This window comes from Streptomyces sp. NPDC001100 (assembly GCF_053598575.1).
Window position 1 is genome coordinate 467,284 of record NZ_JBSFKO010000001.1, and the last position, 14,087, is coordinate 481,370.

Annotated in this window: 13 protein-coding genes and 1 pseudogene; 12 read left to right on the forward strand and 2 right to left on the reverse strand. The window is 73.1% G+C overall.

The genetic code is table 11. The features are described 5' to 3' along the window. The first annotated feature begins 40 nt into the window (after positions 1-40). The 6 genes from ACWDEW_RS02075 to ACWDEW_RS02100 all read left to right on the forward strand — a co-directional run bounded on the left by ACWDEW_RS02075 (position 41) and on the right by ACWDEW_RS02100 (position 6,619). Complete coding sequence (locus ACWDEW_RS02075; RefSeq protein WP_450508673.1) at positions 41-577, forward strand: GNAT family N-acetyltransferase; 537 nt, start codon at positions 41-43, stop codon at positions 575-577. Next, positions 574-2,091: an ABC transporter substrate-binding protein gene (locus ACWDEW_RS02080; RefSeq protein ID WP_450508675.1), complete on the forward strand. Its 1,518-nt coding sequence runs from the start codon at positions 574-576 to the stop codon at positions 2,089-2,091. The genes ACWDEW_RS02075 and ACWDEW_RS02080 overlap by 4 nt, the downstream gene beginning before the upstream one ends. 3 nt (positions 2,092-2,094) lie before the next feature. Beyond that, positions 2,095-3,861, forward strand: a complete 1,767-nt coding sequence (locus ACWDEW_RS02085; RefSeq protein WP_450508676.1) for an ABC transporter permease subunit — start codon at positions 2,095-2,097, stop codon at positions 3,859-3,861. Further along, complete coding sequence (locus tag ACWDEW_RS02090) at positions 3,858-5,087, forward strand: MDR family MFS transporter (protein ID WP_450508678.1); 1,230 nt, start codon at positions 3,858-3,860, stop codon at positions 5,085-5,087. Before ACWDEW_RS02085 ends, ACWDEW_RS02090 begins: the two co-directional genes overlap by 4 nt. Before the next feature lie 146 nt (positions 5,088-5,233). Next, positions 5,234-5,836, forward strand: coding sequence for a hypothetical protein (locus ACWDEW_RS02095; protein WP_450508680.1), 603 nt, complete (start codon positions 5,234-5,236; stop codon positions 5,834-5,836). Between the two features lie 39 nt (positions 5,837-5,875). Continuing rightward, positions 5,876-6,619, forward strand: a complete 744-nt coding sequence (locus tag ACWDEW_RS02100) for a YcnI family copper-binding membrane protein (RefSeq protein ID WP_450508682.1) — start codon at positions 5,876-5,878, stop codon at positions 6,617-6,619. A 67-nt stretch (positions 6,620-6,686) separates the two neighbouring features. Here ACWDEW_RS02100 and ACWDEW_RS02105 read toward each other — a convergent pair whose 3' ends face one another. Beyond that, a complete protein-coding gene (locus ACWDEW_RS02105; RefSeq protein ID WP_450508683.1) occupies positions 6,687-7,457 on the reverse strand; it encodes a CDP-alcohol phosphatidyltransferase family protein in 771 nt (256 codons plus the stop codon). A 105-nt stretch (positions 7,458-7,562) separates the two neighbouring features. On the opposite strand from ACWDEW_RS02105, the gene ACWDEW_RS02110 reads away from it, so the two are divergent. The 5 genes and pseudogenes from ACWDEW_RS02110 to ACWDEW_RS02130 all read left to right on the forward strand — a co-directional run. Continuing rightward, the gene (locus ACWDEW_RS02110; protein WP_450508685.1) at positions 7,563-8,543 is read left to right on the forward strand and encodes a zinc-dependent alcohol dehydrogenase; all 981 of its coding nucleotides are present in this window, start codon (positions 7,563-7,565) and stop codon (positions 8,541-8,543) included. Between the two features lie 150 nt (positions 8,544-8,693). Further along, positions 8,694-9,092, forward strand: a complete 399-nt coding sequence (locus ACWDEW_RS02115) for a 6-pyruvoyl trahydropterin synthase family protein (protein WP_019073017.1) — start codon at positions 8,694-8,696, stop codon at positions 9,090-9,092. Further along, the gene (locus tag ACWDEW_RS02120) at positions 9,089-10,273 is read left to right on the forward strand and encodes a glycosyltransferase family 4 protein (protein WP_450508688.1); all 1,185 of its coding nucleotides are present in this window, start codon (positions 9,089-9,091) and stop codon (positions 10,271-10,273) included. Before ACWDEW_RS02115 ends, ACWDEW_RS02120 begins: the two co-directional genes overlap by 4 nt. Further along, the gene (locus tag ACWDEW_RS02125) at positions 10,270-11,388 is read left to right on the forward strand and encodes a trans-aconitate methyltransferase (protein WP_450508690.1); all 1,119 of its coding nucleotides are present in this window, start codon (positions 10,270-10,272) and stop codon (positions 11,386-11,388) included. Before ACWDEW_RS02120 ends, ACWDEW_RS02125 begins: the two co-directional genes overlap by 4 nt. 11 nt (positions 11,389-11,399) lie before the next feature. Continuing rightward, a pseudogene (locus ACWDEW_RS02130) lies at positions 11,400-12,515 on the forward strand (lysylphosphatidylglycerol synthase transmembrane domain-containing protein); the annotation flags it as partial. A 98-nt stretch (positions 12,516-12,613) separates the two neighbouring features. Here ACWDEW_RS02130 and ACWDEW_RS02135 read toward each other — a convergent pair. Continuing rightward, entirely contained in the window at positions 12,614-13,369 is a 756-nt protein-coding gene (locus tag ACWDEW_RS02135; protein ID WP_381251436.1) for a creatininase family protein, read from the reverse strand. A gap of 38 nt (positions 13,370-13,407) precedes the next feature. Here ACWDEW_RS02135 and ribA point away from each other — a divergent pair, with 38 nt between their 5' ends. After that, positions 13,408-14,070, forward strand: a complete 663-nt coding sequence (ribA, locus tag ACWDEW_RS02140; protein WP_359609727.1) for a GTP cyclohydrolase II — start codon at positions 13,408-13,410, stop codon at positions 14,068-14,070. Positions 14,071-14,087 lie beyond the last annotated feature (17 nt).

Sequence of the window (14,087 nt, forward strand, 5' to 3'; positions counted from 1 at the left end):
AGTGATCAAGGATGGGAGTCTTAATGCATAAGATATGCAAGTGCTCAACTACTGCATCAGGGCGGCAGGCCCGGACGACCTCGACGGTGCGCGTGCCGTGATGCTCGACACCGTCTACCGCGACTTCGCCACCGGCTATGTGCCCCGCTGGCACGCCGACGTCATCGACCCGGCCGCCGCCTACCTCGCTCCGGCCCGCCACACCCTCCTCGTGGCGCTCGACCCGGCCGACGGCCAGGTCGTCGCCACCGGCGCGCTCGACTCCCGTGGACCGGTCCACCCGCCGAACCCGCGCGAACTCGCCGAGCGCTACCCCTCCGGCGAGACCGCGCAACTGCGGCGCGTCTACGTCCGCCCCGCGCACCGCCGCCGCGGCCTCGCCCGGCGCCTCGTCGCCGAACTGCTCGCGTTCGCCGCGGCCGACGGCGGCTACCGCGCCGCGTATCTGCACACCGACCCCGCCGTGCCCGGCGCCGAGGCCTTCTGGCGGTCGCTCGGCAAGGTCGTGCACGACGAGCGCGACGACCCGGCCGGCGGCCAGGGAATCGTGCACTTCGAACTGGCGATGGAGCGATGACCGCGATGCGATTCCGACGAACCCGTCCCGCCCGACTGCTCCTTGGGCTCGCCCTCGCCCCGCTGCTCACCGGCTGCTTCGCCTCCGCCGGTGAGGAGAGCGGGGACACGACCGGGAAGTCCGGTTCCCGGCTGCGCGTCGCCCTCGCGTTCCCACCCGCCGAGAACCTCTCCCCGTACGGCGCCGACGCCACCATCCTCAGCCGGCTCGGTGTCACCGAGGGCCTGACCTCCCTGGACGCCAACGGCTCCGCCGCGCCCGCGCTCGCCCGGTCCTGGCGGCGGGAGAGCGACCGCGGCTGGCTGTTCACGCTGCGCGAGGCCACCTTCCAGGACGGCACCGACGTCACCCCGGCCCGGGTTGCCGCCGCCCTCACCCGTGCCACCGAGGCGAAGCCCGCCCCCGCCGCCCTCTCCGGCGTCACCCTCACCGCCGAGCCCGCGGGCGGCGACCGGGTACGCGTCACCACCGACTCCCCGGATCCCGTACTGCCGTTGCGGCTCGCCGGTCCCGCCCTCGCCGTCCTCTCCCCGAAGGCGTACGAGAACGTGAAGGGTCGCGTCGACCCTGTCGGCACCGCCACCGGCCCCTTCGAACTGACGAAGGTCACCGGCTCCACGGCCGCCACCCTCGACCGCTACGACGACTACTGGGGCGGGCTCGCCCACGCCTCCGGCATCGACGCGCGGTTCATCGCCGACGGCACCGCCCGCACCAACGCGCTGCGCACCGGGCAGGTCGACATCGCCGAGGCGATACCCGTCGCCCAGGCCGCGACCCTCAAGACGGCCACTCGCCGGGAGACGGCGACGACCCGCACCACCAGCCTCCAACTCAACACCGCTACAGGTTCGTTCAAGGACCCGAAGCTCCGGGCCGCCGTGCGCGAGGCCGTCGACACCGGCGCGCTGGCCAAGGGTGTCTACGAAGGTCACGCCGACGCGGGAACCGGCATCTACGGCCCCGCCGTCACCTGGGCCGCCGGTAAGCGCGAACAGCCGGTCGGGCGGGCGAAGGCGACGGTGCCCGACGGTACCTCGATCACCCTCGCCACGTACGACAACCGGCCCGAACTGCCCGAAGCGGCCCAGGTGTTGAAGCAGCAGCTGGAAAGGGCCGGATTCCGGGTCGAGTTGGAGGTGCGCGAGTACTCCCGGATCGAGAGCGACGCGCTGGCCGGGAGGTTCGACGCGTTCGTCGCGGCCCGCAACACCCTGGTGGACACGGGTGATCCGGTCGCCGTGCTGGCCAGTGACTACACCTGCGACGGCGGTTACAACCTGGCCCAGCTGTGCGACAAGGGTGTCGACCGGGCCGTGACGAAGGCCGAGGGTGCCGCCGACACCTCCGCGCGGCAGAGCGCCGCGATGGCCGCCGAGGCCGAGATCCTCGGCACCGACGCGGTCGTGCCGCTCGTCCACCAGCGCGTCGTCACCGGCGTCGGCGACTCCGTCGAGGGTGTCCTCCTCGACCCGTACGAGCGCACCCTCGTCGGCACCGGAACCCGGCGCTGAACCATGCCGCACCGCACGGCCGCGCTGCTGTGGCGCACCCTTCTCTCGGCCGGACTCGTCTGCGCCGTGGGCCTGTTGCCCTGGCTCTCGCACACCGACCCGGCGCTCACCGTACTCAGGGCACGCTCGGCGGAACGCGACCCCGACCCCGAGGTCCTCACCGCGATCCGCGCCCAACTCGGCCTCGACGACGGGCCGTTGCGACTGCTCGCCCAGTGGCTCGGCGGCCTCCCGCGCGGCGACGCCGGCCGGTCGTGGATCTCCGGCGCGGAGGTCATGCCCGGAGTGCTCCAAGCCCTGGGCGCGTCCTTGCTGTTGATGACCACGGCACTCTCGGTGGCCGTGCTGACCGCGGGGGCGGTGTGCGCGGGCACGCTGCGACGCGGCGGGCGCGCGAGGGGACGTTCCGGCGGCGGCGGTTGGCAATGCGGCGACCGTCCCGGTGGCGGCACCGCCTCCGCCGCCCTCGCCGCGCTCCCCGAGTTCCTCACCGCGTCCGTGCTCGCCACCGTCGTCGGGGTGCAGTTGGGCTGGCTCCCGGCACTCGGGTGGTACGGGCCGCAGTGGACGGTGCTGCCCGCGCTCGCGCTCGGGCTGCCCGCCGGGGCCGTGCTGGGGCGGCTGCTCGACGATCTGCTGCCCGGCGCCTTCGCCGAGCCGTGGGCGCGGGCCGCCGCCGCGCGCGGACTTCCCGGGCGGCGCATCGCCCGGCAGGCCGTACGCCGGTGTCTGCCCGGACTGCTGCCGAACACGGGGCTGTTCGTCGTCGGGCTGACCGGTGGGGCCGTCGCCGTCGAGCAGGTCTTCGACATCCCCGGCCTCGGCCGCACCACCCTCCAGGCCGCCCTGGCCCAGGACCTGCCCGTCCTCCAGGCCGGCACCCTCGCCCTGCTCCTGCTCGCCGCGCTCGCCGCCGGACTCTGCCGACTCGCCACCCGCCTCCTCGCCGGACCGGCACTGCGAGCCGGGGCCCTGCCCTCCCTCCACGGACCTGCCCCAACACCCCGACGGATTGCGCCACTTGTGTACGGAGCTCTCCTCCTCGGCGTCCTCGCGCTCGGCCTGCCCCGCGACCCCCTCGCCCTGAACACCGGACTGCGCCTCCAACACCCCACCCGGGCGCACCCGTTCGGCACCGACGCGCTCGGCCGTGATCTGCTCGCGCGGATCGCCCACGGGGCCGTCGACACCCTGCTGCTCGCCCTCGGGATCAGTGCCGTCGCGCTTGTCGCCGGCGTTCTGCTGGGACTGCTGCCCCGGCTGTCCGGCCCCCTCGTCGACACGGTGAACGCCGTACCGCCCGTCCTCGCCGCCCTGTTGGTCTCCGCGGTGGCCGGCGGCGGGAGCGGTACGCCCGCCCTCGCCGTCGCCCTCCTGGCCTGGACTCCCCTCGCCGCGCACACCTCCGCACTGCTGCGGCAGGAACGCGCCACCCTGCATGTGACCGCCACCCGGGGCCTGGGCGCGGGTCGTCGGCACGTCCTGCGCCGTTCGCTGCTGCCCGCCGTCCTGCCGCCAGTCGCCCGGCACGCGCTGCTGCGCCTGCCCGGTGTCGCCCTCGCCCTCGCCTCGCTCGGCTTCCTCGGCCTCGGCGCCCAACCGCCCTCCCCGGAATGGGGCCTCCTCCTCGCCGAGAACCAGCCCTACGCCGAACGCGCCCCCTGGGCCGTCCTCGCCCCCGCCGCCGTCCTCGCCCTGCTCGGCGCCCTCGCGGTGACGGCGGCGGGCAGCCTACGAGCCGCAGGACAAGGGGAGTTGGCGGCCCGGTGAGCACGGCGACCGTCGTACGGACTCCGCTCCCGCCGCTGCTCCGGCTGCTGATCCTCACCCAACTCGCCTTCAACCTCGGCTTCTTCGCCGTGCTGCCGTTCCTCGCCGAGCACCTTGCGGACGTGATCGGCATGGCGGGCTGGCTCGTCGGACTGGTGCTGGGGCTGAGGACCTTCAGCCAGCAGGGGCTGTTCGTGGTCGGCGGAGCACTGGCCGACCGCTACGGGGTGCGGCCCGTGGTGCTCGCCGGGTGTGTGCTGCGGATCGCCGGGTTCGGCTGGCTCGGGTACGCGGAACGGACGTCGGCGGTCGTCGGCGCCGTGCTGCTCATCGGGTTCGCCGCCGCCCTCTTCTCACCGGCCGTCGAGTCCGAGGTCGCACGCCAGGCCGTCGAGTGGGAGGAGGTCGGTGGTGGCCAACGGACGCGGGTGTTGGCGCTGTTCACCGTCGCGGGTCAAGTCGGCGCGTTCGTCGGGCCGTTGCTCGGTGCGCTGCTGCTCTCGGTGGACTTCCGGGTGACCTGTCTCGCCGGGGCCGGGATCTTCGTGCTCGTGCTCGCGGGGCACGCCCGGCTGCTGCCGCAGCACATCCCCGGGCGGGCGCGGATGACGGAGAGGCGCGGTACCCGGGCTCTCGTACGCAACCGGCCCTTCCTGGCGCTGTGTTGCGCCTACGGCGCCTATCTCCTCGCCTACAACCAGCTCTATCTGGCCCTGCCCGAGGAGGTCGAGCGGGCGGCGGGCTCGCAGGCGCCGTTGGCCTGGCTGTTCGCGCTGTCCTCGCTGCTCGTGGTGACCGCGCAGTTGCCGGTCACCCGGTGGGCGGGGGAGCGGCTCGATCCGCGCCGGTCCATGGCGGCCGGGCTGCTGCTGATCGCCGTAGGATTCGCGGCCGTCGCCGTGGCCCGACCCGCCCAACTCACCGGCGCCACCGGGCTGTTGCCCGCCACCGCCCTTGTCGTGCTGCTCACCATCGGCCAGATGCTCATCGCGCCCGTCGCCCGCGCATGGGTCCCGGATCTCGCCGAACCCGGCCGCCTCGGTCTCTACACCGGGGCCCTGTCCTCCGTCTCCGGGCTGATCGTCCTCCTCGGCAGCGCGGTCACCGGCACGCTCCTCGACACGGGGCTGCCCGCGGCCGTTCCGTGGCTGGTGCTGGCCGCCGTACCGGTCGCGGCGGTCACGCTGATGCCGCGCGCGGGCGTCCCGGCCGCCGTATCCCGGTAAATCGACGCATCCGCGCACGAGTCCGCCCACCCGCACTGAACGCCCCACGCGTCACCGCCGTACCAAGCCATGAACCAGATATGAGCTGCCCCCTAAACAGCCATCGACGGCAACGGCGGCAGCGGCCCGTGGGAGGATCCGTCACCATGAGCGCATCCCCGGCGGTACGGAGCCTGCGCGCCGCGGTGTTCGCCGCGGTGTGTGTGCTGCTGGCTGCCGCCGGGCACGGGCTCGCCACCGGTGCGACGCCCCCGCTGTGGGCGGACGGCGCCGGGTTCCTCGTCGTGTTCGCCATGGGGTTCCTGCTCGGCGGGCGGGAACGGTCCATGCCCGGTATCGGTGCCGCCATGCTCGCCACCCAGGCGGGGCTGCACCTCGGCTTCGACCTCGCGCGGCCTCGCGCCGGTATGGCGATGGCCGGGATGGCCCCCATGCCGGGGGGCGCCATGGCCTCCATGCGGCAGACGCAGGCGATGACCCCGCACGCCGTGGCCGCGCACGTCGTCGCCGCCCTCGTCGCGGCCTGGTGGCTGCGGTGCGGGGAGGCCGCACTGTGGTCGCTGCTGCGCTGGGCCGTCGCCCTCGTACCCGGACTGGTCGCCTGGTGGCGGGTCGCCCCCGCACCCCTGCCCGCCCACACGGTGGGTCCCGGCCGCACCGGCGCCGACGCGGCCCCCTCCCGCCAGCTCCTCCTGCGGCACGCGGTCAGCCGCAGAGGGCCACCGATCTCGATCCCGTACCCGGTCTGACCTGCCACCTTCCTTTTCCCGTACGGAGATCGCCTCACCATGTCCGCATACCGCACCACCCTGCGCCGCGCAGGCACCGTCGCCGCGCTCGCCACCGCCGGAGTCCTGGCCGCCGCCGGCGTCGCCTCCGCGCATGTCACCGTCCACCCCGAGAGCTACGCCAAGGGCGCCACGGACGGCGTGCTGACCTTCCGCGTCCCCAACGAGGAGGACAAGTCCAGCACCACCAAGGTCCAGGTCTATCTGCCCACCGACCACCCCGTCCTCGGCGTGCTGGTCACCCCGCAGAACGGCTGGACCGCGAAGGTCACCACCAGCAAGCTCAAGACGCCGGTCAAGACCGACGACGGCACCATCACCGACGCCGTCTCCGAGATCACCTGGACCGGCGGGAGGATCGCGGCCGGACAGTACGAGGACTTCAACGTCGCCTTCGGCCAACTGCCCGAGGACACCGACCAGTTGACGTTCAAGACGCTCCAGACCTACGCGGACGGCGATGTCGTGCGCTGGATCGAGGAGGCCGCGGCCGGCGACGACGAGCCGGAGAACCCGGCGCCCGTCCTCAAGCTCACCGCCAAGGAGAGCGAGGACGGCGACGGAACCCCGGCCGCCTCGGCCTCGACGGCGGCCACCGCCACGAAGACGACGTCCGCCTCCTCGTCGGGCTCCAGCAGCGACTCGACCGCCCGCGGGCTCGGCATCGCCGGGCTGATCGTGGGCGTGCTCGGCCTCGCGGCAGGGGCGTTCGCGATCGTACGCAGCCGGTCCCCGCAGTCGTAGCACGCCTGCCGTAGCACGCCGAAGGGCCCGGATCACCAGTGATCCGGGCCCTTCGGCGCAACCGTCCCTACTGCGAGACCAGTTCCAGCAGCTTCTCCTCCGCCGGAACCTCCTCGACGAGGGCGGTGCGGGAGGTGCGCCACAGCCACAGGATGTCGCGGCCGAAGGACCACACCAGGGTGCCCAGGGCGAGCGCCACCACGGCGAGGTTGGCCGTGTGAGGGAGCAGGTCCGAGCCCGCCAGCAGCAGGAGGATGCCCTGGGTGGCGGCGACCGTCTTGCGGGCCGTGCTCGGCGGCAGCGGGGCGTTCAGCCACAGCCAGACGCGGGCGGCGGCCACGAAGGCGTAGCGCATGGCGCCGATCAGCAGGACCCACGGGCCGAGCTGCGTCGACACGTACACGCTGAGCACCAGGATCAGGAACGCGTCGACCTCCATGTCGAAGCGCGCGCCCAGCGCGGTGGAAGTGCCGGTGCGCCGGGCGACCTTGCCGTCGACGCCGTCCAGGATCAGGGCCACCGCCGTCAGACCGACCAGCAGCGTGACCGGGGGCGAGCTCTCGAAGGAGTCCGCGACCAGCGCGGTCACTCCGCCGACCAGGATGGCGCGGCCGAGCGTGACACGGTTGGCCGGGCCGAAGTTGCGCGTCCGGGTCCTGTGCAGGGCCTGGGAGAGCACCGCCCAGGTGGCGATCGCGAACGCAAGTCCGGTCAGCCAGCCCGCCGGGCCCATCCCGATCGCCGTACCGAGCAACGCCAGCAACAGGATCTGAACGCCCGCTCCCACAGCGGTCTCCTGCTGGACCAGCCTTGCTTCGTATGTGTTGTTCAGGGCCACCGCACACCCTCCGGCCGTATGACAGAGTCGATCAACGCCGCGTACTGTGCGCGGCCTGTGGTTACCCGTACGTGAACAGCTTCCCGATCGTTCAGGAGGATCCCGATGAAACGCACCGCCAGGGCGTTTTGGATCGGTGCACCGGGTCATGGCGAGATACGCGACGTCGTTCTGCCGGCCCCCGCCGAGGACGAGGTGGTGGTCCGTTCCCTGTGGTCGGGCGTGAGCCGCGGCACCGAGACCCTGGTCTTCCGCGGGGGCGTCCCCGAGAACCAGTACGCGACCATGCGAGGACCGTTCCAAGAGGGCGACTTCCCAGGTCCGGTCAAGTACGGCTACCTCAACGTCGGGATCGTGGAGGAGGGCCCGGCCGCGCTGCTCGGCCGTACCGTCTTCTGCCTCTATCCGCACCAGACGCGCTACGTCGTCCCCGCGAGCGCCGTGACACCGGTGCCGGACTCCGTGCCGGCCGGGCGGGCCGTCCTCGCCGGGACCGTGGAGACCGCCGTCAACGCCCTGTGGGACGCGAGGCCGCTGATCGGCGACCGGATCGCCGTCGTCGGAGGCGGGATGGTCGGGTGCTCGGTGGCCGCGCTGCTGGCCCGCTTCCCGGGCGTACGCGTGCAGTTGGTGGACGCCGACCCGGCGCGCGCCGAGACCGCCGAAGCTCTGGGCGTCGGTTTCGCGCTCCCGGCGGACGCGCTCGGCGACTGCGACCTCGTCGTGCACGCCAGCGCCACCGAACAGGGCCTCGCCCGCGCGCTGGAACTCCTCACCCCCGAAGGCACCGTCCTCGAACTGAGCTGGTACGGCGACCGGAAGGTGAGCCTCCCGCTCGGCGAGGCATTCCACTCCCGCCGTCTGGTCATCCGCAGCAGCCAGGTCGGCACCGTCTCCCCGAACCGGGCCGACCGCTCCTACGCCGACCGCCTCGCCCTCGCCCTCGACCTCCTCGCCGACCCGGCCCTCGACGCGTTGGTCACGGGGGAGAGCGACTTCGAGGAGCTGCCGGACCTGCTGCCGAGGCTCGCCTCCGGAGAGATCCCGGCGCTGTGCCACCGGGTCCGATACACCGACATCGGTTGAGAATCGTTCAATCCGCTACGACAAGCGCTTCTGACCTGAGAAAAGAGTGAGAGTCGGCTGAACAGGGGGAGGCGAGGAGCCGTACTACACGGCATCCCCCGGCAGGGATCAGCCGGGGGACCAGACGCGCCGCACCTGGAGGGTCGTCCGTTGTTCAGCATCACCGTCCGCGATCACATCATGATCGCCCACAGCTTCCACGGCGAAGTGTTCGGCCCCGCGCAGCGCCTGCACGGAGCCACGTTCCTGGTGGACGCCACCTTCCGGCGCGCAGAGCTGGACGACGACAACATCGTTGTCGACATCGGACTGGCCACCCAGGAACTGGGCGCCGTCGTCAGCGAGTTGAACTACAGAAACCTCGACAACGAGCCCGACTTCGCCGGCGTCAACACCTCCACGGAGTTCCTGGCGAAGGTCATCGCCGACCGGCTCGCCGAGCGGATCGAGAAGGGCGCGCTGGGCGAGGGCGCCCGCGGCCTGGCCGCACTCCAGGTCACCCTGCACGAGTCGCACGTCGCCTGGGCGAGTTACGAGCGTGCCCTGTGAGCGACGTGACCATCGACCGCGCCCCCTCACTGGGATTCCTGCCCGCACAGCGCGCGGCCTCCCCGAATGCCGAGATCATCCCCATGTCCCTGCGCACCGTGCACTTCGTGATGCCGGGCGGCGTCGACGACCCGGCCGCGCCGAGCGGCGGCAACGCCTACGACCGGCGGGTCAGCCTGGACCTCCCCGGCTTCGGCTGGCAGGTCCACAAGCACGCCGTCGACGGCGAGTGGCCCCGGCCCGGTCAGGCCGCCCGCGCGGAACTCGCCCGGGTGCTGCGCGAGTTGCCGGACGGCGCCGCCGTACTCCTCGACGGGCTCGTGGCCTGCGGAGTCCCCGAGATCGTCGTCCCGGAGGCCGACCGGCTCGGCCTCGCGGTCCTCGTCCACCTCCCGCTCGGCGACGAGACCGGCCTCGAAGCCGCCGTCGCCGCGGAACTGGACGCCAAGGAACGCACGGTCCTGCGGGCCGTGTCGGCGGTCATCGGCACCAGCGACTGGGCGGTCCGCCGCCTCGTCTCCCACCACGGCCTGGCCCCCGACCGGGTCCATGTCGCCACCCCCGGCGCCGACATCGCCCCCCTCGCCTCCGGCACCGACGGCGTCTCCCGCCTCCTGTGCGTCGCCGCCGTCACCCCGCGCAAGGGCCAGCACCGGCTGATCGAGGCCCTCGCCGCCGCGGCCGACCTGCCCTGGACGTGCACCTGCGTCGGCGGCCTCGGCACCGACCCGGAGTACGTCGACCATCTGCGCGGCCTCATCAGGCAGTACGGCCTCCAGGACCGGCTGCACCTCGCGGGCCCGCAGGCCGGCGCCCAGCTCGACGCCAGCTACGCGAGCGCCGACCTCATGGTCCTCATGTCGTACGCCGAGACCTACGGCATGGCCGTCACCGAGGCCCTCGCCCGCGGCATCCCCGTGCTGGCCACGGACGTCGGCGGGCTGCCCGAGGCGGTCGGACGAGCCCCCGACGGCGGGGTGCCCGGCATCCTCGTCCCGCCGGAGGACCCCGCCGCCCTCGCCGCCGAACTGCGCGGCTGGTTCGGCGAGGCGGATGTACGCCGACGCCTCAAGGCGGCGGCGCGCGGCCGGCGCGCGGCCCTGGACGGATGGGCCACCACGGCCCGCAGCCTCGCCGGTGTACTCACCCGGCTCCCCAGCGAATCCCGGAGGGCGGCATGAGGAAGACGACCACCGCGCCGGCCGCGGGAGCGAGCGGCAAGACCGGACGGATCCCGGCCCAGCCGGGCCCCAGGGGCGTACCGCTGGGCATGTTGGTGGCCCCGGCACAGCCCGAGACGAAGGACGCGACGGCTGACCAGCCGGGGCCGGAGGACATGATGGTGGGGACCGTTTCAGCGGATGCCGGCGAGCAGGCCGGGCACGGCGCCGTGATCCCCGGCGCCGGACCCGCGACCCGCCCCGGCGAGCGGGCCACCGTACGGCTGCGGGACGTCGGCCCCGACGACCCGCCGCGCTACGCGCCCGAGTGGCTGGAGCTGCGCGAGGGCGCCGACGCCGTCGCGCGGGCCCCCGAACTCCTCGACCCGCTGCGCATCCGGCTCGCCAACCTGCCCGGGAAGTCCGGGGTCGTCATCCACGACCTGGGCTGCGGCACCGGCTCGATGGGACGCTGGCTCGCCCCGCGCCTGGACGGCGCCCAGCACTGGATCCTGCACGACCGCGACCCCTACCTCCTGCACTTCGCCGCCGTCGCCTCCCCGCGTGCCGCCGCCGACGGCAGCCGCGTCACGGTGGAGACGCGGCGCGGCGACGTGGCCCGGTTGACCCCGGACGCGCTGGTCGGCGCCTCGCTGGTGACGGCCTCCGCACTCCTCGACGTCCTCACCCGCGAGGAGGTCGACGCGCTCGTCACCGCCTGCGTCGGCGCCGGCTGCCCCGCGCTGCTCACCCTCTCCGTCGCCGGACGGGTCGAACTCACCCCGGCCCACCCGATGGACGCCGAGATCGCCGACGCGTTCAACGCCCACCAGCGGCGCGACGGACTCCTCGGCCCGGACGCCGTCACCGTCACCTGCGAGGCCTTCGCCGCGCGCGGCGCCACGGTCCGCGTCCACCCGAGCGCCTGGCACCTGGGCCCCGACGACCTCGCGCTGACCGCCGAGTGGCTGCGCGGCTGGGTCGGCGCGGCCGTCGAGGAACGCCCGGAACTGAAGGAACGCGCCGACCGCTATCTGCGCGAACGCCTCGCGGCCTGCGCGGCGGGGGAGTTGACCGTGCTGGTCCACCACAGCGACCTGCTGGCGCTGGCCCGGCCCACAGGGGGGACGTCATGAGCGTCGAGACGATGAGGACGGTCGCACCACGACCGGGCACCACCAGGCGCCGGGTGCGCGTCGAGCGGACCGCGCCGGTCGCACTCCAACTGCGCGACCGTGGCACCGTCGAGGAGGTGCACAGGCGGCCCGCGCACACCCCGCCGCTGCACAGCGCGGCCGTCTCCGGCGACCGTATCGGAGTGATCGTCGCCGCACCGCGCCCCACCGCCGACCGGGCCTCCGGAGTCCGCCGCGTGCTGCGCGCGATCCTGACCGGGGTGAACTCCCGCGCGGTGCGCACCCACTTCGGCTCGGTCGCCGGCATAGCCATCCTCGGCGTCCTCCTGTGGCGCATGGGCACCGGCGTCTTCGTGGACGGCCTGAGCCGCATCGACGTACCGACCCTGCTGATCGGGCTCGCGATCGGCGTCGTCACCACGGTGTTCAGCGCCTGGCGCTGGGCGCTGGTGGCGCGCGGGCTGCGCATCACACTGCCGCTCGGCCCGGCCGTCGCCGACTACTACCGCGCCCTGTTCCTCAACGCGGCCCTGCCCGGCGGCATCCTCGGCGACGTCCACCGCGCGGTACGCCACGGACAGAGCGCCGGCGACATGGGCCGCGCCGTCCGCGCCGTCGTCCTCGAACGCGTCGCGGGCCAGATCGCGCTGGCCGTCGTAGGGGTGGGGGTCCTGCTGGGCCTGGACTCCCCGGTGATGGCCGACGCCCGCAGCATCGCCCCGCTCGTCCTGCTCGCCGCCGTCGGCGCGCTCGCCGTCGTGGCCGCCGTACGGATGAACCGTCCGCCCACCGCCTCCCGCCGGGGCCGCGCGCTGCGCACCACCCTCGACGAGGTGCGCGCCGGACTCTTCTCCCGCGCCAACTGGCCCGGCGTCGCCCTCTCCTCGCTGGTCGTCCTGGCCGGCCACCTCGCGATGTTCGTGGTCGCCGCGCACGCCGCCGGATCCGCCGCCACAGTCGGCCAGCTGCTGCCGATCGCGGTCCTCGCGCTGGTCGCCATGGGCCTGCCGCTGAACGTCGGCGGCTGGGGACCCCGCGAGGGCGTCACCGCCTGGGCGTTCGGCGCCGCGGGCCTCGGCGCCAGCACCGGATTCTCGGTCGCCGTCATCTACGGCGTGCTCAGCTTCGCCGCCGCCCTGCCCGGCCTGTTCGTCCTGGTCGCCCGCTGGTACACCGGCCTGCGCACCGCCGGGCCCGGCACCGCCGTACCGGACCCGGCCCCCGCTCAGGCCTCCGCGGTCAGCACCGAGAAATACGCGCCGAAGGAATCGGCGAGGCTCGCCAGCAGTGCCTTCCCCTTTTCCGCCGAGCCGAGCGACGGGCGCCCGATGACGCCCGACTCGGTATAGCCGGCCATACCGAGCGTCAGAAGATGGCGACGGTCGTCGGCGACGAAATCGGAGGTCTCATAACCGGGACGGATCAATTCGGGATGAGCGTGCAGAAGAATGGAGGTCTCGATTTCCCCCGCGTGCATATCGGTGAGCAGCGAGGTCAGCACCCCGGCCCGCTCCCGCGCCGCCTCCCAGTCCTCGGCGGCCGGGAACAGCGCCATCCGCTCACCGCGCGCGGAGGACTCCTGAACGACGTTGCCCAGTACGTAGTTTCCGCCGTGCCCGTTGACCACCACCAGGGCCTTCACCCCCGAGCGGCGGAGCGAGTCCGCGATGTCCCGCACCACCGCATGAAGGGTCACGGAAGAGATGCTGACGGTCCCCGGCCAGGCCGCGTGCTCCTGCGAGCAGGCGATCGTCACCGGCGGGAGCAGGTGCACCGGGTACGCCGCGGCGATCTCCCGGGCCACGGCACAGGCGACGAGCGTGTCGGTCGCCAGGGGAAGATACGGGCCGTGCTGCTCGAAACTGCCGACCGGAAGGACCGCCACCTGTGCCGAGACACCTGCCCCCCTAGCCCGTACGTCCTCCGTGGTGTCCGCCGGCACCAGTCCGTATGCCGCCGTCCGTGAGCCCGAACCATTCATTGTTTCACGGCCTTTCGTCTCTGCTTAGGAACCAGATCATGACAGAAAACATTGGCGTACTCGGCAAGCAGAAGTCCGCGCAGCCCAGGGGCGCGGAACGCGTCGTGAATGCTCCGTTGCCCACCGTGTACGGCAAATTCCAGGCGATCGGTTACCTGGACCACGACCGCGGTGACGAGCAAGTGGCCCTGGTCTACGGCGACATCGGCACGGACGACGTACTCACCCGGCTGCACTCCGAGTGCCTGACGGGCGACGCCTTCGGCTCGCAGCACTGCGAGTGCGGCGACCAGCTGGACGCCGCGATGCGGGCCGTGGTCGCCGAAGGCCGGGGCATAGTCGTCTACTTGAGGGGTCACGAGGGCCGCGGCATAGGCCTGCTCGCCAAGCTGCGCGCGATGGCGCTGCAGGCGGAGGGCCTGGACACCGTCGAGGCGAACCTCGCCCTCGGCCTGCCGGTCGACGCCCGCGACTACGGCGTCGCCGCCGAGATCCTGCACGACCTGGGCGTGGCGAGCGTCCGCCTGCTCTCCAACAACCCGCGCAAACGCGAGGCGTTGCTGGAACACGGCATCAAAGTCACCGAAGAGGTACCGCTGTTGATCCCGCCCTGCGAGAACAACATCACCTACCTGCGCACCAAGCGGGAGCGCCTGGACCACCACCTGCCCCATCTGGACGCGGTGGCGCACTGGTCCTGATTCCGGTGAGCGGCATC

Coding starts and splice junctions, on each gene's coding strand:
- ACWDEW_RS02080 (WP_450508675.1), top strand. CDS start 574: ATGACCGCGATGCGATTCCGACGAACCCGTCCCGCCCGACTGCTCCTT.
- ACWDEW_RS02085 (WP_450508676.1), top strand. CDS start 2,095: ATGCCGCACCGCACGGCCGCGCTGCTGTGGCGCACCCTTCTCTCGGCC.
- ACWDEW_RS02095 (WP_450508680.1), top strand. CDS start 5,234: ATGAGCGCATCCCCGGCGGTACGGAGCCTGCGCGCCGCGGTGTTCGCC.
- ACWDEW_RS02100 (WP_450508682.1), top strand. CDS start 5,876: ATGTCCGCATACCGCACCACCCTGCGCCGCGCAGGCACCGTCGCCGCG.
- ACWDEW_RS02110 (WP_450508685.1), top strand. CDS start 7,563: ATGAAACGCACCGCCAGGGCGTTTTGGATCGGTGCACCGGGTCATGGC.
- ACWDEW_RS02125 (WP_450508690.1), top strand. CDS start 10,270: ATGAGGAAGACGACCACCGCGCCGGCCGCGGGAGCGAGCGGCAAGACC.
- ACWDEW_RS02135 (WP_381251436.1), bottom strand. CDS start 13,369: ATGAATGGTTCGGGCTCACGGACGGCGGCATACGGACTGGTGCCGGCG.
- ribA (WP_359609727.1), top strand. CDS start 13,408: ATGACAGAAAACATTGGCGTACTCGGCAAGCAGAAGTCCGCGCAGCCC.